The 18,773-nt window shown below is 64.8% G+C and carries 16 protein-coding genes; 5 read left to right on the forward strand and 11 right to left on the reverse strand.

The features are described 5' to 3' along the window. Nucleotides 1-211: 211 nt before the first annotated feature. The 5 genes from GCT13_RS10540 to GCT13_RS10560 form a co-directional block, all read right to left on the reverse strand. The gene (locus GCT13_RS10540) at nucleotides 212-1,006 is read right to left on the reverse strand and encodes an alpha/beta fold hydrolase (RefSeq protein ID WP_152757726.1); all 795 of its coding nucleotides are present in this window, start codon (nucleotides 1,004-1,006) and stop codon (nucleotides 212-214) included. 38 nt (nucleotides 1,007-1,044) lie between these two features. Continuing rightward, nucleotides 1,045-3,579, reverse strand: a complete 2,535-nt coding sequence (locus tag GCT13_RS10545; RefSeq protein WP_152757602.1) for a DNA internalization-related competence protein ComEC/Rec2 — start codon at nucleotides 3,577-3,579, stop codon at nucleotides 1,045-1,047. A 98-nt stretch (nucleotides 3,580-3,677) separates the two neighbouring features. Next, nucleotides 3,678-4,466 (reverse strand): TatD family hydrolase, encoded by a 789-nt coding sequence (locus tag GCT13_RS10550; protein ID WP_152757604.1) that lies wholly within the window; start codon nucleotides 4,464-4,466, stop codon nucleotides 3,678-3,680. A gap of 55 nt (nucleotides 4,467-4,521) precedes the next feature. Beyond that, nucleotides 4,522-5,265: a lipoprotein-releasing ABC transporter ATP-binding protein LolD gene (lolD, locus tag GCT13_RS10555; protein WP_152757606.1), complete on the reverse strand. Its 744-nt coding sequence runs from the start codon at nucleotides 5,263-5,265 to the stop codon at nucleotides 4,522-4,524. Beyond that, nucleotides 5,258-6,511, reverse strand: a complete 1,254-nt coding sequence (locus tag GCT13_RS10560) for a lipoprotein-releasing ABC transporter permease subunit (protein WP_152757608.1) — start codon at nucleotides 6,509-6,511, stop codon at nucleotides 5,258-5,260. Before GCT13_RS10560 ends, lolD begins: the two co-directional genes overlap by 8 nt. 287 nt (nucleotides 6,512-6,798) lie before the next feature. Here GCT13_RS10560 and GCT13_RS10565 point away from each other — a divergent pair, with 287 nt between their 5' ends. The 5 genes from GCT13_RS10565 to GCT13_RS10590 all read left to right on the forward strand — a co-directional run bounded on the left by GCT13_RS10565 (nucleotide 6,799) and on the right by GCT13_RS10590 (nucleotide 14,342). Next, nucleotides 6,799-7,899, forward strand: a complete 1,101-nt coding sequence (locus GCT13_RS10565) for a regulator (protein ID WP_152757610.1) — start codon at nucleotides 6,799-6,801, stop codon at nucleotides 7,897-7,899. Nucleotides 7,900-7,945: 46 nt separating this feature from the next. Continuing rightward, nucleotides 7,946-9,652 carry a single-stranded-DNA-specific exonuclease RecJ gene (recJ, locus tag GCT13_RS10570; RefSeq protein ID WP_152757612.1) on the forward strand — a complete coding sequence of 569 codons (1,707 nt, stop codon included), beginning with the start codon at nucleotides 7,946-7,948 and terminating at the stop codon, nucleotides 9,650-9,652. Between the two features lie 765 nt (nucleotides 9,653-10,417). Next, nucleotides 10,418-11,522 (forward strand): peptide chain release factor 2 gene (prfB, locus tag GCT13_RS10580; RefSeq protein ID WP_152757616.1). Its coding sequence is split into 2 segments (ribosomal slippage): nucleotides 10,418-10,498 and nucleotides 10,500-11,522, totalling 1,104 coding nucleotides; the frame shifts between segments, so codons are not numbered across the junction. Nucleotides 11,523-11,625: 103 nt separating this feature from the next. Further along, the gene (gene lysS, locus GCT13_RS10585) at nucleotides 11,626-13,167 is read left to right on the forward strand and encodes a lysine--tRNA ligase (RefSeq protein WP_152757618.1); all 1,542 of its coding nucleotides are present in this window, start codon (nucleotides 11,626-11,628) and stop codon (nucleotides 13,165-13,167) included. Nucleotides 13,168-13,553: 386 nt separating this feature from the next. Then, entirely contained in the window at nucleotides 13,554-14,342 is a 789-nt protein-coding gene (locus GCT13_RS10590) for a glycine zipper 2TM domain-containing protein (protein ID WP_152757619.1), read from the forward strand. 113 nt (nucleotides 14,343-14,455) lie between these two features. Here the strand turns inward: GCT13_RS10590 and iscX are convergent, their stop codons facing one another. The 6 genes from iscX to iscU form a co-directional block, all read right to left on the reverse strand. Continuing rightward, the gene (gene iscX, locus GCT13_RS10595; RefSeq protein ID WP_152757621.1) at nucleotides 14,456-14,653 is read right to left on the reverse strand and encodes a Fe-S cluster assembly protein IscX; all 198 of its coding nucleotides are present in this window, start codon (nucleotides 14,651-14,653) and stop codon (nucleotides 14,456-14,458) included. A 15-nt stretch (nucleotides 14,654-14,668) separates the two neighbouring features. Beyond that, complete coding sequence (gene fdx / locus GCT13_RS10600; protein WP_152757622.1) at nucleotides 14,669-15,010, reverse strand: ISC system 2Fe-2S type ferredoxin; 342 nt, start codon at nucleotides 15,008-15,010, stop codon at nucleotides 14,669-14,671. A gap of 187 nt (nucleotides 15,011-15,197) precedes the next feature. Continuing rightward, nucleotides 15,198-17,069: a Fe-S protein assembly chaperone HscA gene (gene hscA, locus GCT13_RS10605; RefSeq protein WP_152757624.1), complete on the reverse strand. Its 1,872-nt coding sequence runs from the start codon at nucleotides 17,067-17,069 to the stop codon at nucleotides 15,198-15,200. A 147-nt stretch (nucleotides 17,070-17,216) separates the two neighbouring features. Beyond that, complete coding sequence (gene hscB / locus GCT13_RS10610) at nucleotides 17,217-17,744, reverse strand: Fe-S protein assembly co-chaperone HscB (protein WP_152757626.1); 528 nt, start codon at nucleotides 17,742-17,744, stop codon at nucleotides 17,217-17,219. Between the two features lie 115 nt (nucleotides 17,745-17,859). Further along, nucleotides 17,860-18,183, reverse strand: coding sequence for an iron-sulfur cluster assembly protein IscA (gene iscA, locus GCT13_RS10615; protein ID WP_152757628.1), 324 nt, complete (start codon nucleotides 18,181-18,183; stop codon nucleotides 17,860-17,862). 150 nt (nucleotides 18,184-18,333) lie between these two features. Beyond that, the gene (iscU, locus tag GCT13_RS10620) at nucleotides 18,334-18,753 is read right to left on the reverse strand and encodes a Fe-S cluster assembly scaffold IscU (protein WP_152757630.1); all 420 of its coding nucleotides are present in this window, start codon (nucleotides 18,751-18,753) and stop codon (nucleotides 18,334-18,336) included. Between the last annotated feature and the right edge of the window lie 20 nt (nucleotides 18,754-18,773).

Below are 18,773 nucleotides of genomic sequence, written 5' to 3' on the forward strand. Positions count from 1 at the left end.
GATTATACCCGAACGTGCCGTTTCAGCCCAGCCTGAGGCGGCTTCCTCGCGCCGATCGAACGTGCTTTTTGACGCATCCGCGGCATCGCTCCCGATATGCCGTTTGGGACTTTGCGCTTCACCCGCCCTATGGCTTTTCTTGCCTTTTTCGTGAGCTTGCCGCGCGGTGTTTCAGCAACTCTCAACAACCTTCAGCAATGTTCAGCAGCCCTCAGTCCAGCTCGCGCAGCAGCCGCTGCACGGCCCGCGCCGTCTCCAGCGGCCGCTCCATCGGGAAAAGATGACTCCCTTCGATCCACTCGAAATGTTCGCCAGCCAGCCGCCGCGTCGCATGCAGACCGGCCTGGCGCACCTCCAGCGAGCGCGTCCCGGCCACGAACCCGAACGGTACGGGCGCGCCCCGCGCGAGGCGGCTTCCGCAGGTGTGGGGCAACGTCCGATAGATCAGGTATTCCGTCTGCCGGTCGAAGGCCAGCTCGCGCGTCCCGTCCGCGGACACCTGCGGAATGCCGAACTCGATGTAGTCGGACAGCACCCGCTCGTCCCATCGCGCAAACGCCGGCTTCGCGTGAAAGTGGCGCCATGCTTCGTCGCGGCTCGCCCAGCGCGTGCGCCGCGTGCGCGTCGCCGCGGCCGGCGACAGCCTTTCATCGAGTCCCGTCCACTGCGACACGCGCAGCATGCTGCTCTGCCAACCCGCGATCACGGGCGAACCGAGCATCACCACGCCCCGCACCCACTGCGGCTTTTTCAGCGCCGCCATCAGCGACAGATAACCACCCAGAGAATGCCCGACCAGCCACACGGGATTCTCATAAGAACGCTCGATGTCATCCAGCAACTCTTCGACGAGATGCGGCCAGTCGCGCGTCACGGGATAGCGCGCGTCGTGTCCTATCCGTTCGATGGAACGCAAGTCGTAGTCGTCTGCCAGCTCCGCGAAGATCGTCCGATAGGTGGACGCCGGAAACCCGTTTGCATGCGAGAAATGGATGATGTTCTTCAAGCGCTGCCGCCTCCGTTCCAGTTCGTTCTGGTTCATTCTCATGGGTCGGTCGTCGTATCCATCCAGTACCGGCGATGCGTCTGCCGATAGCGCTCCAGCGACAACGTCGCGCCGTCCACGTCGATACGCGCGGCGCCGTCGTCGTCGCTGCGCGAGAGTTCGATGCGTCGCGCGCGATACCGCTCGTAGACGCCCAGCTGGGGATGATGAAACCGGTTGCGATAGCCTACCCGAAATACCGCAATGGACGGCTCGATGGAGTCGAGGAACGGCTCGGTCGACGAAGTCCTGCTGCCGTGATGCGGCACGAGCAGAATCTCCGCGCGCAACGCCGCGCGGTCGCGCGCAAGCAGCGTGCGTTCGACGTGCGCTTCGATGTCCGCGGCCAGCAAGGCCGTCATCGGCATTCTTGCGGCGACGGGTGTTTGAACGCGCGCGCCGTTATGAAGCGCCCCGGGTGCGCTCACGCGCAGCACGCAGCAATGCGCGTTCGGCTTGCCCTGCAACGGTCCGGGATCGGGCCAGAGTATCGCGAAGTCGACGCCGTCCCATTGCCAGTGCTGCCCTGCCGCGCAGCGCACGGTTTGCGCTCCCGCCTGGCGCGCCTGAATCCATAGCGGATTGTCGGGGACGAGGCCGGCCAGCAGTTGCCGCACTGCGATTGCGTCGAGCACGGCGGGCGCACCGCCCGAGTGATCGGAGTCCGCGTGGCTGATGATCAGCGCATCGAGCGTCGAGATGCCCGCCGACTGCAGATACGGCACGACGATGCGCTCGCCCGCATGCGTCGATTCGGGACCGGGGCCGGCGTCGAAAAGCAGCGTATGACGCGCCGTTTCGACGACGATCGACGAGCCCTGGCCGATATCGAGCGCGGTCAGACGGAAGGTTCCGTCAGCGGGCGCGGACGACGCGGGCGCGAGCAGCGGCAGCCACGCGAGCGGCGCGGCCCAGCGCAACGGCCAGCCAGAAGGCGCGAGACACCACGCGACGCCGACGGCCGCCGACGCCATCGTCCACACGCCCGGTTGCGGCAATTGCCAGAGCGTCCACGCGGGCCCCGACAGCATTTGCAACGCGCTCGCGAGCCATTCGAGCAACCGATGCGCGAAGCGAAACGCGAACGCATCGAGCGGCGCCGGCAATGCAACGCCCGCGATCACAGCCGGCGTCACGAAGGCGCTGACCCAGGGAATCGCAAACGCATTCGCGACGGGGCCGATCAACGGAATCTGCGAGAAGAATACGACCGTCAATGGCGCGAGCGCGACCGTCACCGCGAACTGCACGCGAGCGCCGCTGCGTATCCGTTCGATTGTCGCGCCGAGCCACGAGCGCAAGGTATCCGCGCAACGCGCTGCGATCGAACGCTTGCACGTTTCGTCCCGCTGCGCGCCCGATGGCTCGTTTCGAACGAGGCGCGCCCGTGACGACATCGCGAACAGAATCGCGCCGACTGCGCAGAACGATAGCCAGAATCCCGCCGATACCACCGCCCACGGATCGACGAGCAACACGAGCCCGAGCGCCCACGCGAGCACCATTGAAGGCGCGGCGCGCCTTCCGCCGACGTACGCAAGCGCAACGACGCATGCCATCCATAGCGAGCGCTGCGCGGGCACGTTGAAGCCCGCGAGCGCCGCATGAAACGCGGCGAATACGGCTCCGCTCGCGATGGCCACCTTCTGCGCGGGCACGAAGAGAGGCCAGTTTCGCCCGATGAAAAACGAGCGGCGCCATAACGCGCCCATCAACCATCCCGCGAGCCCCGCGACAAAGCCGATATGCAAGCCCGAGATCGCGACGAGGTGGCTCGTGCCCGTGCGACGCATCAAGAGCCAATCGGCGGCGCTGACGGCATCCTGAGCGCCGATCGCAAGCGCGACGACGATGCCGTAATGCGGCGCATCGCCCAACACAGCAGCAATGCGCTCGCGAATCCCCCATCGCCAGCGATCGATCGCGACACCCACGCCGTTCACCATGCCCCGCAGCCGCACAGCCCGCGACGGCGCGCTCACATAGCCCGTCGCCCGAACGTCGCGTGCCAGCAAGGCCGCCTCGCCGTCGCGCACGCCCCAGTTCGCATTGCCATGTGGACGCTTCAGACGCACGTTCAGGCGCCAGCGCGAGCCGGGCTCGAGCGCGGGAGGCGGCACATCGTCCGCGATCCATGACAGTTGCAGCGTGCGAGGAAAGCGTTCGACGGGTGCATCGGCCGATTCGACCGAGAAGAGAAAACGCGTGCCGTCCGCGCTGCGCGTCGACAAGCCTTTGATCGATCCGCTCACGACGATGTCGCGCCCTTCCCACGCATGCGGCAACTCGAATGCAAGGCGCGTCTGCGCGCGCCACGACGCGTAGCCAAAGCCGATGCACCCGGCAGCGCAAAACACCGCGCACCAGCCCGCACGGATCGTCCACGCGCCGCCGCGTCGAAAGCACACGCACGCGATAACGATCAGCACGACGGCGACAAGGCATAGCCCGAGCAACCCGAGCCACTCCGGCAACGACGCCTGCTGCTGCAACCACACGACGCCCAACGCAAACCCGCACCACACTGCCCGCATGCCACCTCCGCGCCTGATGCTCGCGTTGCGTCGCCGTGATATTCGTCAGGAACACGAACTATCTACGGCGACAACGCCCGACGCGAGCCAAACAGTGATTATGCAGAGTAAAGCGCGAGCCGCGGCAATGCGGCGTGCGCATTAGCCGTTGTGCCTATCGCAAGCTCGTTTTTGTCGATGCCGCGCTGTTCGGCGAGGATCGCGCCGATCGCCGGAATCTGGTCCGGCGTGTTGCGCTGCCTGTAGAGCCATGCAGGCGCGATATCGGGCGCATCGGTTTCGACGACGAGCGCATCGAGCGGCAATTGCGCCGCGAGCCGGCGGATCTGCAATGCGCGCTCGAACGTCACGTTGCCGCCGAAGCCGAGATGCATGCCGTGATCGATGAATGCCTGCGCCTGCTGGAAGCTGCCGTTGAACGCGTGCGCAATGCCGCGATGCACCTGGTTGCGCCGCAAGCCCTTCAACACCTGATCCTGCGACTTGCGCACATGGCAGATCACGGGCAGATCGAACTCGCGCGCAAGCTTCAGCTGCTCGTTGTAGTAGAACTGCTGGGTCTCGTCGTCGAGCCCGGGCACGAAGTAGTCGAGCCCGATTTCGCCCAGCCCGACGAACAGCGGATCGTCGAGACTCGCCTCGATTTCCATCCGCAGCGCGTCGAGATCGGATGGCTGCGCCTGCGGCGTAAAGAGAGGGTGAATGCCGAGCGCATACGCCCCGCCCTTCACGCGATGCGCAAGTTCACGCACCGTCGAGAAATTGCTGCGCGCAATGCCTGGAATCACGATCCGGCTGACGCCCGCTTCGAGCGCCGCGTCCACGACGGCGTCGCGGTCCGCGTCGAATTCCGAAGCGTCGAGATGACAGTGCGTATCGATCCACATGCGCGCAGCCTCGTGCCGATCGTGTCGGCCAGTGTCGAATGGAAAACGCCGGGCGTCAGACGGGAACCGTCGGCTCCTCGTATAGCACACCGTCGCGCAGACGCAAGGTCCGGTCGCAGCGCGCGGCCAGATCGGGATCGTGCGTGACGATCACGAAGCTGGTCGACAGCGTGTTCGACAGTTCCAGCATCAGATTGAACACCGTATCTGCCGTGCCGCCGTCGAGGTTGCCCGTCGGCTCGTCGGCGAGCACGCAGGCGGGCTTCGTCACCAGCGCGCGCGCAATCGCGACGCGCTGGCGCTCGCCGCCCGACAGTTCGCCCGGACGATGCTTCGCCCGATGCGCGAGCCCCACGCGCTCGAGCGTGCCGAGTGCCTGCGCACGCGCGTCCTCGGTCGTCATGCGGCGGATGCGCAGCGGCATCGCGACGTTGTCGAGCGCGCTGAACTCCGGCAGCAGGTGATGGAACTGATAGACGAAGCCGAGCGCGCGGTTGCGCAGATCGTTGCGCTCGCGCTCGGAGAGCTTCGTGAACGGCTTGCCCATCACTTCGACGTGGCCCGCGCTCGGGTCGTCGAGTCCGCCTAGCACGTGCAGCAGCGTGCTCTTGCCGGAACCGGACGCGCCGACGATCGCGAGCTTCTCGCCACGCCGCACCGACAACTGCGTGTTGTTCAACACGGGCACGTTCAGGCCGCCCTGGACGAACGCTTTCGAAATGCCCGTCGCTTCGAGCACGTAAGGATGCAGACCCGTCTCGTCAGTAGCCATCAGATTCTTGTTGGGACGATCATTCATAGCGCAACGCCTCCGCCGGACGGACTTTGGCGCCACGCCAGCTCGGATACAGCGTCGCGAGACACGACAGCAGGAACGCGATCACGCCGATCTTGACGACGTCGCCGGGAACGAGCTCGGACGGCAGTTCGCTGATGAAGTACACGGACGGCGGCAGGAACTGCACGCCGAGCACGTGTTCGATCATCGGCACGAGCCACGGAATGCTCCACGCGATCAGACAGCCGAGCGCAACGCCGATGCCCGTGCCGACGAAGCCGATCGTCATGCCCTGCACGACGAAGATCTTCATGATCGAGCCGGGCTGCGCGCCGAGCGTGCGGAGAATCGCGATATCGGCCTGCTTGTTCGTCACCGTCATCACCAGCGACGAAACGAGGTTGAACGCCGCCACCGCGATGATCAGCGTGAGGATGATGAACATCATGCGCTTTTCGATCTGCACCGCCGAGAACCACGTCTTGTTCTGCTGCGTCCAGTCACGGATGTAGAGATCGCCGGACAGCGTGCGCGCCAGCTGATGCGCGACTTCCGGTGCGCGCTGCATGTCCTTGAGCCGCAGTCGCACGCCTGTCGGCGCGGGCAGACGGAACAGCGCCTGCGCATCCTTGATGTTGATCAGCGCGAGCGTGCTGTCGTACTCGTAGTGCCCGGACTCGAAGATGCCGACCACGTTGAACTGTTTCAGCCGTGGCAGCATGCCCGCCGGCGTCATCGAACCTTCGGGCGCGACAAGCGTGATCTTGTCGCCGGCCATCACGCCGAGGTTCGCCGCGAGATCCGCGCCGAGCACGATGCCGAACTCGCCGGGCTTCAGTTCGTTCAGGCTGCCCGCCTTCATTTCCTTGCCGATGTCCGACACTTCCGGTTCCAGCGACGGCTCGACGCCGCGCAGCGCAACGCCGCTCACGGCATCCTGGCGCGTCAGCAGCGCCTGCGCCTCGACATAAGGCGCCGCGCCGATCACTTCCTTGTTCTGCTTCGCCTCCTTCGCGGTCAGTTGCCAGTCCGGCATCGAACCCGTCGGCGAAAAGATTTCGACGTGCGCGAGCACCGACAGCATGCGGTCGCGCACCTCCTTCTGGAAGCCGTTCATCACCGACAGCACGACGATCAGCGCGGCCACGCCGAGCGCAATGCCCGACATCGACACGAGCGCGATGAACGAGATAAAGCCGTTACCCGTGGTGCGTTTGCCGGCGCGCGTATAGCGCCAGCCAATCTGCCATTCGTATGGAAGTTTCAAGCGAGTCCTTTTCAGCGCGCTTGCGCTGTTCTGCATGAGCGAGGCCTTCACGCGCTGTGCGGAAAATCCGCTGCAAGCGTGAAAGCCGTGTCGATTGGGCGCGAATGACGGCCGATGGTTCCAGCACGCGGCTTGCGGCCGCTTTCTCGTACGACGCACGCGCGGTGCCGGATTGCAACGCCACGCGCCCGGTCGCGCAATCATTGCGCGAATCGTACGCATCGGCGCACAAGTCGCCGTTTCCATTCGCCGCCATCGCGGATCGACGGGGCGAAGTTTGCCATACAATGCGCAGCATCATGAACGCCAACCGACTGCACCTCCTTCTGCCCTTCGCGCTGCCCGCCGCGGCCGATGCGTCAACCGCGCTGCATTCCCTCGACATCCCGGCTCTCGACAAACTGGTCGCCCGCGCGACGCTCGTCGAGCGCGTGATCGGCGAAGACTTCCAGCGCACGCTGCCACACGAGCGCTGGGTCGCGCGCAGCTTCGGCGCGGTGCCCGCGGGAACGGCCGCCACCGACGAGGCGCCGCTCGCGCCGTACATGCTGCTCGCCGACGGCGGCAACCCGGGCGACGCGACGTGGGCCTGCGTGGAGCCCGTGCATGTGAGGATCGCGCATGACCACCTGGTGCTGATCGATCCCGCGTCGCTGGAACTGACCGACGACGACGCGCGCACGCTGCTCGGCGTCGCGCGTCCGCTGATCGAGGAACTGGGCGTGCGCATCGAAGCGCCTCAGCCGTCGCGCTGGTATCTGTCGAGCGACGCGTTCGGCACGCTGGCGGGCGCGTCGCCGCTGCGCGCGAGCGGCCGCAACATCGAAATCTGGCTGCCGCACGAAGCGCACACGGGCGAGCGCTCGCGCGCGTGGATGAAGCTGCAGAACGAAGTGCAGATGGCCTGGTTCGAGCATCCCGTAAACGAGGCGCGCGAGGTGCGCGGGCTGCCCGCCGTCAACTCGATCTGGTTCCACGCGCAGGGCGCGGCGCAGCCGGTCAAGAGCGGCTTTACGCGCGTGCTGTCGGATGCGGCGGCGACGCGCGGTCTCGCGCTCGCGGCAAAAGCGGCGATCGACGCGCCGCCCGCTTCCTTCGACGCCTGGCGCGCGAATGGCGCCAAGGGCAGCGCGGCCGCCACGCTGATCGAACTCGATCCGTTCTCGGCGCCCTTCATCGAGCAGGACTGGGGCCGCTGGAACGACGCGTTCGCGACGCTCGAGCGCGACTGGTTCGCGCCGGCGCTGAACGCGCTGCAAGCGGGCCAACTCGGCGAGCTCGGTCTCACGCTGTGCGGCGATACCGGCTCGGTGACGCTCGCCATCACGCGCGGCGATCTGCGCAAATTCTGGCGGCGGCGTCTTTTCGCGTCGCTCTTTATCGAATGAACCGTTTTTCTGCGTACTTTTCTGCGCTTCTTCCTGGTCTTGCCGCATGACTCGAATCGTTACGCGCACCTGCTCTCCCGCCGACGCCGAAGCCCTGATCCGCCACGGCCTGCATCCCGTCCTTGCGCGCCTGTACGCGTCGCGCGGCGTGTGCCTGCCCGATGAAATCGAAACCGGCCTCGCGCGCCTCACGCCGCCCGCATCGCTCAAAGGCTGCGATACGGCGGCGACGCTGCTCGCCGATGCGCTCGAAGGCAAGCGCCGCATGCTCGTCGTTGCCGACTACGACTGCGACGGCGCGACGGCCTGCGCCGTCGCCGTGCGCGGCTTGCGGATGTTCGGCGCGCAGATCGACTACCTCGTGCCGAACCGCTTCGAGTACGGCTACGGCCTCACGCCGGAGATCGTCGCGCTGGCGGCGCAGCGCCCGGGAGCCAAACCCGATCTGCTGATCACCGTCGACAACGGGATCGCAAGCGTCGATGGCGTCGAAGCAGCGAACGCACTCGGCATCGACGTGCTCGTCACCGATCATCACCTGCCCGGCGACGAACTGCCTCCCGCGCGCGCAATCGTCAATCCGAACCAGCCGGGCTGCACGTTTCCGAGCAAGTGCATGGCGGGCGTCGGCGTGATGTTCTATGTGCTGCTCGCGCTGCGCGCGGAACTGCGCCGGCGCGGCGCGTTCGGCGACGCGCGCCCGGAGCCGCGCCTCGACGGCCTGCTCGATCTCGTCGCGCTCGGCACGGTCGCCGATGTCGTGAAGCTCGACGGCAACAATCGCGTGCTGGTCGCGCAAGGCTTGCAGCGCATCCGCAACGGACGCATGCAGCCGGGCATCGCTGCCCTCTTTCGCGCCGCGGGCCGCGATGCGCGCAGCGCGTCGGGCTTCGATCTCGGCTTTGCGCTCGGGCCGCGTCTGAATGCGGCGGGACGGCTGTCGGACATGTCGCTGGGCATCGAATGCCTGACCACGGACGATGTCGGACGCGCATGGGAGCTCGCGCAGCAGCTCGACGCGATGAACCGCGAGCGGCGCGAAATCGAAGCGGGCATGCAGCAGCAGGCGCTCGACGATCTGTCGACGGTCGATCCAGCCGGCTCGACGACGATCACTCTGTTCAACACGGCCTGGCACCAGGGCGTGATCGGCATCGTCGCGGGGCGGCTCAAGGAAAAATTCCACCGGCCGTCGTTCACGTTCGCGCCCGCCGACGACAGCGGCGCGACCGTCAAAGGCTCGGGCCGTTCGATTCCGGGCTTCCATCTGCGCGACGCGCTCGATCTCGTCTCGAAGCGCGAGCCGGGGCTGATCCTGAAGTTCGGCGGCCACGCGATGGCGGCGGGCCTGACGATCGCGACAATGGATGTCCCGCGCTTCACTTCGGCCTTCGAGCAGGTCGGCCGGGAGTGGCTGACCGAGGACGTGCTCGCGCGCACGGTCGAAACGGACGGCGATCTCGAAGACGCGTACTTCACGCCGCAATTCGTCGAGATGCTCGATGCAGCCGTCTGGGGACAGGGCTTTCCGGCGCCCGTTTTCTCGGGCGAGTTCGACGTGATGTCGCAGGCGCTGGTGAAGGACAAGCATCTTAAGCTGCAACTGATGCGCGGCCGCCAGCGCTTCAGTGCGATCTGGTTCAACCACACGCAGCCGTTGCCTGCGCGGACGATGGTCGCCTATCGGCTGTCGGCGGATACGTGGAATGGGGTATCGCGGGTGCAACTGATCGTCGAACACGCGGTGTTGTAGGCCGGTGGCGCCGTCTCTGGCGCGATGATCCGCTATAATTTTGATTTTTGGCGGAATGGTCTGCGACGGCCTTTCTTTTGTGGTTTGCCTTGTTTGCCGCTGGCATCCGCATTGCGCCTCGCGGCGCGGGCGTTGCCCCTGTGCGGGGCGGCACTTACTTTCTTTGCCGCCGCAAAGAAAGTAAGCAAAGAAAGCGGGCTCACACCGCCGGTGCTTGACATTTACCCACGGGCTCTCAACGGCCCCATGCTTCACACCACAGTGTGCTCGCTGATGTTTGTTGCCAACGCTCTGGCTAAACGCCTCACCCGCTTCTCGCACCTGTGGCACGGCTAAGGGCATCGAACGTTTCAGCGCCACATGTCGGTAGTGAATATGGGTTGCTGTGTCGCACAGGACGCCGCCCGCACTTGTAGCGCATTGAGTAACGAGGGGTGTCCTGTGCGGTGCGAATGCCTACACACAGTTTGCCGCAAAGGGGCCGGGGACATTCGATGTCGCGAGCCGTAATTCGGGCGCTCGATGCAGGTGAGGCGCTTGGTAGTGCGCTGGCAACGAACATGGGCCATGTATGCTGCGGGCTGAAGGACGGGGACGCCGAGAGCCCGTGGGTAGCGGTCAAGCACTGGCGGTGTGAGCGGCTTTCTTTTGCCCGCGCCGCGAGGCGCATCGCGAATGCCAGCGCAGGGCAAAGCAAACCGACACAAAGGCTGTCGCAAACCTCAATCCTATAATTCCCCCTTTTTTACGAAGTAGAACACCGACATGGAAGCGGAACGTCTCAACGCGATCGAAGCCTCTCTGGCCGACCTGCGCACGCGCGCGGGCGAGCTACGGGGGTATCTTTAACTACGATGCCAAGGCAGTACGGCTGATCGAAGTCAACAAGGAACTCGAAGACCCGAACGTCTGGAACGACTCGCAGCACGCGCAGGCGCTCGGTAAGGAAAAGAAGCTGCTCGAAGGCGTCGTCGAGGTGCTGGGCTCGCTCGATAACGACTTGCGCGACACGAAGGATCTCTTCGACATGGCGCGCGAGGAAAACGACGAGGACACGCTCGTCGCGTGCGAAGAAGACGCCACGAAGCTGACGGCGCGCATCGAAGACATGGAGTTCCGCCGGATGTTCTCGAATCCGGCCGACCCGAACAACGCGTTCATCGACATCCAGGCAGGCGCCGGCGGCACGGAAGCGTGCGACTGGGCGTCGATGCTGCTGCGCCAGTACCTGCGCTACTGCGAACGCAAGGGCTTCAAGGCCGAAGTGCTCGAAGAATCGGAAGGCGACGTCGCGGGCATCAAGAGCGCGACGGTCAAGGTCGAAGGCGAATACGCATACGGCTTCCTGCGCACCGAAACAGGCGTGCACCGTCTCGTGCGCAAGTCGCCGTTCGACTCGTCGGGCGGCCGTCATACGTCGTTCTCGTCGGTGTTCGTGTACCCGGAAATCGACGATTCGATCGAGGTCGATATCAATCCGGCCGATCTGCGCATCGACACGTACCGTGCATCGGGCGCGGGCGGTCAGCACATCAACAAGACCGACTCCGCCGTGCGTATCACACACATGCCGTCGGGCATCGTCGTGCAGTGCCAGAACGACCGCTCGCAGCACCGCAACCGCGCAGAGGCGATGGCAATGCTGAAATCGCGTCTGTACGAAGCGGAAATGCGCAAGCGCCAGGCCGAGCAGGACAAGCTGGAATCAAGCAAGACCGATGTGGGCTGGGGCCACCAGATCCGTTCGTACGTGCTCGACAACAGCCGCATCAAGGATCTGCGCACCAACGTCGAAATCAGCAACACGAAGAGCGTCCTCGACGGCGATCTCGACGCGTTCATCAGCGCGAGCCTGAAACAGGGCATCTGAGCGCAATGGGCGCGGCGCATTCCGCCGCGCCAAATTTTTTGACCGCCTGTGCGCCCACGTCGTGAAAGCGCGCACGAGGCACCGAACACCGACTATCATCACCATGACCGAACCGACCCAGCCGAATGCGGCCCCGCTGAACGCTGTCGCCGAGTTGGACGACAACCAGATCATCGCCGAGCGCCGCGAAAAACTGCGCGCGCTGCGCGAGCAAGGCGTCGCCTATCCGAACGACTTCCGTCCGACCCATCATGCCGCCGATCTCCAATCCAGATTCGCGGACACCGACAAGGACGCGCTCGAAGCGCAGGCGCTGCAGGTCGCGCTTGCCGGCCGCATGATGCTCAAGCGCGTGATGGGCAAGGCAAGCTTCGCGACGGTGCGCGACGGTTCGGGCCAGATCCAGTTCTTCATCACGCCTGCCGACGTCGGCGAAGCGACGTACGAAGCGTTCAAGAAGTGGGACCTCGGCGACATCGTCGCGGCGAAGGGCGTGCTGTTCCGCACGAACAAGGGCGAACTGTCCGTGCGCTGCACGGAGCTGCGTCTGCTGTCGAAGGCGCTGCGCCCGCTGCCGGACAAGTTCCACGGCCTCGCGGACCAGGAAATGCGCTATCGCCAGCGCTACGTCGATCTGATCGTCACGCCGGAAGCGCGCAAGACATTCGTCGCGCGCACGAAGGCGGTGTCGTCGATCCGCAAGTTCATGGCCGACGCGAACTTCATGGAAGTCGAAACGCCGATGCTCCACCCGATTCCGGGCGGCGCGGCGGCGAAGCCGTTCGTCACGCATCACAACGCGCTCGACATGCAGATGTTCCTGCGCATCGCGCCCGAGCTGTACCTGAAGCGGCTGGTGGTCGGCGGCTTCGAGCGCGTGTTCGAGATCAACCGGAATTTCCGTAACGAAGGCGTGTCGCCTCGTCACAATCCGGAATTCACGATGATGGAGTTCTACGCCGCTTACACCGACTACAAGTGGCTGATGGACTTCACCGAGCAGCTGATCCGCCAGGCCGCCGTCGACGCGCTCGGCACCGCGACGATCACGTATCAGGGCCGCGAGCTGGATCTGTCGAAGCCGTTCCATCGGCTGACGATCACGCAGGCAATCCAGAAATACGCGCCGCAGTACACGGACGCGCAACTGACGGACGGCGCGTTCCTCCGCGCGGAACTGAAGAAGTTCGGCGTCGACACGACGCAGCCGCAGTTCCTCAATGCGGGCACGGGCGCGCTGCAACTGGCGCTCTTCGAGGAAACGGCGGAATCGCAGCTGTGGGAGCCGACGTTCATCATCGATTACCCCATCGAAGTGTCGCCGCTCGCGCGCGCATCAAATAGCGTCGAAGGCATCACCGAGCGTTTCGAGCTGTTCGTGACGGGCCGCGAAATCGCCAACGGCTTCTCGGAGCTGAACGATCCGGAAGACCAGGCTGCGCGCTTCAAGAAGCAGGTCGATCAGAAGGACGCCGGCGACGAGGAAGCGATGTACTACGACGCCGACTATATCCGCGCGCTCGAATACGGCATGCCGCCCGCGGGTGGCTGCGGCATCGGCATCGACCGCCTGGTGATGCTGCTCACCGACAGCCCGAGCATCCGCGACGTCATTCTGTTCCCGCATCTGCGCCGCGAAGACTGATCGCGACGCTGTCTGACCGCTGTCCCGCACAGCGGCATTCGCGCACGGCCAATGTTGTCAGGCCGTGCGCGCTCCCCTCGCTTCACCACCCTTCCTTTTCTTGCCGACGCCGACCGTTCGTTTGTAACCATCGGTAAAAGCTGCGCGATGCCGGCATTCGTCTGCCTCTTCGAAGCCTGCTGAAACGCACGGACAACGTTGATCCGGCCGCCCGGCACGCCCCTTGCGCTTCGTAAGCGTAAATACTGCGCGCACCTGACGTTACAAATTGAAACCCCGGCGCGAATGGCGTGTCCGACACTAAGGGCTGGGCCTTTTGGCGCACTTCCTATGCCTCACCCTCAGTCTCGAGAAGGGCAACTCTGTCCAGACGGAGGCCAATCACCATGAACAATCCGAACAACCCGCAAACTTCCCCGCGCCGCCTTCACCCGCTCATTGCGGTGGCGGCGGGCGCCGTCATCATCGCAAGCCTCGCCGCCACGGCGGCCATAACGGGACTGTTCCCGAAGGCATCGAGCAACGGCGCGGTCAACGATCAGACGCAATCGGCTGCCGTCACGCAACAGCAACAACCTGTCGTCGACACCGCGCAGCCGGCCCGTCTGCCCGCGCAGCCACAACCACAAGCGGTCGCTCAACAGCAGGCGGCTGAACAACAGGCCGCGGAACAACAGGCGGCGCAACAACAGGCTGCACAGCAACAGGCCCAGCAGGCGCAACAGGCCGAGCAGGCCCCACACGCGCCGGCGCCGACGAGCCCGCAATACGCGCAACAGCCGCAATACGCGCAGCAACCGCAGCAGCAATATGCGCCGCAACAACCAGCACAACCGGCCCACTGCTCGACTTGCGGCACAGTCGAGGCTATCTCGGTCGTGCGTCAGGAAGGGCACGGAACGGGCCTTGGCGCCGTCGGCGGAGCGGTGGCGGGCGGTGTTGTCGGCAACCAGTTCGGCAGCGGCGGCGGCCGTACCGCGATGACGCTGCTCGGCGCGCTCGGCGGCGGACTCGCCGGCAATTCGGTCGAAAAACATCTGCGTAGCACGACCAGCTACTCGGTGCGCGTGCGGATGGAGAACGGCAAGACCCGCTACTTCACGTATCACGAGGCGCCGCCGTTCCAGCAAGGCCAGCGCGTGCGCGTGCAGAACGGCACGCTGGTCGCCGGCTAGGCGAGACGATCCGGTGCGCCCATTCGCGCGCCGCATACGAAAAAAGGCGACTCACACGTGAGTCGCCTTTTCTTTTGCCGCGACTGAGACGGCAAGCAACGAACGGAACGCGTTCAGTAGTCCGCGTCTTCGATCCATGCCGCCTGAATCGCTTCAAGGATCTTTTCGCTCGATCGGTTCGGATCGTCGTCGAAGCCGTCCAGCTCCATCACCCAGCGGTGAAGATCGGTGAAGCGCACCAGTTGCGGGTCGATTTCCGGATGCTTGTCCGTCAAGGCCATCGCGATGTCTTGCGTATCGGTCCACTTCATGGCTGCATGCTCCTGTTAGTGATTTTCCTTCGCGTGGTTGATCGAATAACGCGGAATCTCGACAACGAGATCGTCGTCCTCGGGCATGATCGCCTGGCACGACAACCGCGACTCGCGCTCGAGACCCCATGCCTTGTCGAGCAGATCGTCCTCGTCCTCTTCCGACGGTTCCAGCGCGTTGAAGCCCTCACGCACGATCACATGACATGTCGTGCACGCGCAAGACTTCTCGCACGCATGCTCGATCTCGATGCCGTGGTCGAGCAGATTGTCGCAGACACTCTTGCCCGGCACGGCGTCGATGACCGCGCCGTCCGGACACAGTTCGACGTGAGGCAGCACAACGATTTGAGGCATACAAATTCCGTTTGGTCTGTGGGGCACGGACGCCGCCCTTCAGGCACCGTACCATTTTACTAATCGCGCGGCCGTTTTTGGCACGCGCTGCGTGATTCTGCGGCGATGCATGAATCGCGTTTTCACTGCCTCGCCGTCATTGCGCCAGGCGCGTTTTGATGCCCCGCCTTGCCGTCAAACGGCCGCGTCAGATCTCGTCGAGCTTGCGGCCCGCGAGTGCGCGGCGAATGCTCTTGTCCATCCGGCGCGCGGCGAATTCGTCGGTGCCCTCGGCGAGCGTCTTCGTTGCCGTTTCGATTGCGTCGACGTCATCGCCCGGCGCGACCTTGCGCAGCGCCTCAACGAGCGCATCGAGCGTCGCGCGCTCGCCGGCGTCGAGCAGCTCGCCGTCGGCGGCAAGCGCCACTTCCGTCGCTTCGATCAGACGCTGCGCTTCGACTTGCGCCTCGCGCAACGCACGGGCACGCATGTCGACTTCGGCCGTCTGGAAGCTGTCTTCGAGCATGCGCGCAACGTCGTCGTCGGCAAGACCGTACGACGGCTTCACGACCACGGACGCCTCCACGCCCGAATGCTGTTCGCGCGCGAACACGGACAGCAGTCCGTCAGCATCCACCTGATAGGTGACGCGGATACGCGCCGCGCCCGCCGCCATCGGCGGAATGCCGCGCAATTCGAAGCGCGCGAGCGAACGGCAATCGGACACGAGCTCGCGCTCGCCCTGGACGACGTGAATCGCCATCGCCGTCTGGCCGTCCTTGAAGGTCGTGAATTCCTGCGCGCGCGCGGTCGGAATCGTCGAGTTGCGCGGAATGATTTTCTCGGCGAGCCCGCCCATCGTTTCGACGCCCAGCGACAACGGAATCACGTCGAGCAGCAGCCAGTCATCTCCGTCCGCGCCACGGTTGCCCGCGAGCAGATCAGCCTGAATGGCGGCGCCGAGCGCGACCACCTGGTCGGGGTCGAGGTTGATCAGCGGCGGCTGGTCGAAGAAGTTTTCGACGGCACGGCGAATGACGGGCATGCGCGTCGCGCCGCCGACCAGCACGACACCCTTGATGTCGGCGGGTGTCACTTTCGCGTCGCGCAGCGCCTTCTTCGTGGGCCCAAGCGTGCGTTGCACGAGCGCCTGCGTGATCGTTTCGAACGTCGCTTCGTCGACAGTGACGTCGATCTTCGCGCCGCTCGCGAGCGTGACCTGGACAGTCGTGCCCGGCGCCGACGACAGCGCCTCCTTTGCGTCGCGCACCGTGTCGAGCAACTGGCGCACGTCTTCGGGCGTCAGCGACTGCGCCGCGACGTTCGCTTTTTCCAGCACGTAGCGATACAGCGCGTGATCGAAGTCGTCGCCGCCGAGCGCCGAATCGCCGCCCGCCGCGAGCACTTCGAAGACACCCTTCGTCAGCTTCAGGATCGACAGATCGAACGTGCCGCCGCCGAGGTCGTACACCGCGTAAAGCCCTTCGGCGCCGTTATCCAGACCGTACGCGATCGCGGCCGCCGTTGGCTCGTTCAAGAGACGCAGCACGTTGATACCCGCGAGACGCGCGGCATCCTTGGTCGCCTGGCGCTGCGCTTCGTCGAAATAGGCGGGCACCGTAATAACAGCACCGACGAGTTCGTCGCCGAGCGTGTCTTCCGCGCGATAGCGCAGCGTCGCGAGAATTTCCGCCGACACTTCGACGGGACTCTTCACGCCGTCGACAGTGCGGATCTGCACCATACCCGGCGCGTCGACGAAATCGTACGGCGCGTTTTCCGCATGCTCGACTTCGCTCTTGCCGCGACCCATGAAGCGCTTGACGGAGACGATCGTGTTGCGCGGATCGGTGACGGCTTCCGCTTTCGCCACGCGCCCGATGCGCCGGCCGCCCTTCTCCAGATACCGCACGACGGAGGGCAGCAGATAGTGTCCTTCGTCGTCGGGCAAAACGTCGGGCACGCCGCTGCGCACCGCCGCGACGAGAGAGTTGGTGGTGCCGAGGTCGATGCCCACGGCGAGTTTCCGCTGATGCGGCGCGGGCGCCATGCCGGGTTCAGAAATTTGCAGTAAAGCCATCTGGAATCTTCTTCGGGGTCCGTCGGGGTCCGTCGGGGTCCATCGGAATCGATTAGGCCCCGGTCCTGATCATGTAGGTTCGCGTGTTGTTCGGGCGGCGTTAATCAGACGGCTGGATTCGCGCGCGGCGCAATTCTACGCGCCGCGCTAGCTGTCGAGCCGCTCGATCTGCGTGCCGATCTCCGACGCCACGCGCTCGATGAACATCAATTGCCGCACCGCTTCGCCTGCCGCCTGGTTCGAGCCGCTGTCGAGCAACGCGGCCAGTTTCGCGAAGCGCGCCTTCTCCTCGTCGCGCAGTTCCGCGAGCAGCGCGTCGAGCGCGTCGACATTCTTCGCGGCCGACGCGTCTTCGATGCTCTCGCGCCATTCCATCTGCTGCATCAGGAATGCCGGCTCCATCGCCGTGTTGTTCTCCGCGCCGACGTCGACGCCGCGCAGCGACAGCAGATAGCGCGCGCGCCTGAGCGGATCGCGCAGCGTCTGATACGCCTCGTTCGTGCGCGTCGCCCATTGCATCGCGATGCGCTTCTGCGCGTCGCCCGCCGCGGCGAAACGGTCGGGATGCACCTGCGCCTGCACCGTGCGGTACGCGTGGTCGAGCGCGGAAGCATCGAGCGCGAACTGCTCGGGCAGATCGAAGAGTTTGAAGTGACTGTCGTTCAGCGAGGCCATCAGATTGATTTGTCCGTCGAAAGCGCGTGGCGAAGGTCAGGCAGGCATCTTGCGATGTTCGTGGCGAAATTGAAAAAAGGCGGCACAGGCCGCCTTTTCCGCGTAATTCGCGCGCTTACACGCGGAACGATTCGCCGCAGCCGCATTCGTCCTTCACGTTCGGATTGTTGAACTTGAAGCCTTCATTCAGCCCTTCGCGCGCGAAGTCGAGCTCGGTGCCGTCGATATAGGCGAGGCTCTTCGGGTCGACCACGATCTTCACACCATTGCATTCGAACACCTGGTCTTCGGGTGCGAGCTCATCGACATACTCGAGCTTGTATGCGAGGCCCGAGCAACCCGTCGTGCGCACACCGAGCCGCAGCCCGACGCCCTTGCCGCGCCGGATCAGATATTTCTGGACGTGTTGTGCTGCCTTTTCGGTCAACGTAATTGCCATAGCGTTTCTCAATGTGCGGCACGCCGTCGTTACTCACGACCCGTGTCGCAACCCTGCCTGCATCTCAAATCGTTCCGGCGGGCGACGATTTCAAGTATCGCGGTCGCCACGCCGCGCCACTATCGCGCTCAAGCGACGCGCAATGCGTGCTTACGCCGACTGCTCGGCGCTCGCTGCTGCACCAGCCGTTTCGCCATGACGCTGCTTGTAGTCGGCAACCGCTGCCTTGATCGCGTCTTCCGCGAGAATCGAGCAGTGGATCTTCACGGGCGGCAGCGCCAGTTCTTCGGCAATCTGCGTGTTCTTGATCGTGAGCGCCTGATCGAGCGTCTTGCCCTTCACCCATTCCGTGACGAGCGAGCTCGACGCGATGGCCGAACCGCAGCCGTACGTCTTGAACTTCGCGTCCTCGATGACGCCGTCCGCGCCGACGCGGATCTGCAGCTTCATCACGTCGCCGCAAGCCGGTGCGCCGACCATGCCCGTACCGACGGTATCGTCGTCTTTCGCGAACGAGCCGACGTTGCGCGGGTTTTCGTAGTGGTCCAGAACCTTGTCGCTATATGCCATGTTGTCACTCCTTGATTCGA

The organism is Paraburkholderia franconis (assembly GCF_009362735.1).
GTDB classification, from domain to species: Bacteria; Pseudomonadota; Gammaproteobacteria; order Burkholderiales; family Burkholderiaceae; genus Paraburkholderia; species Paraburkholderia franconis.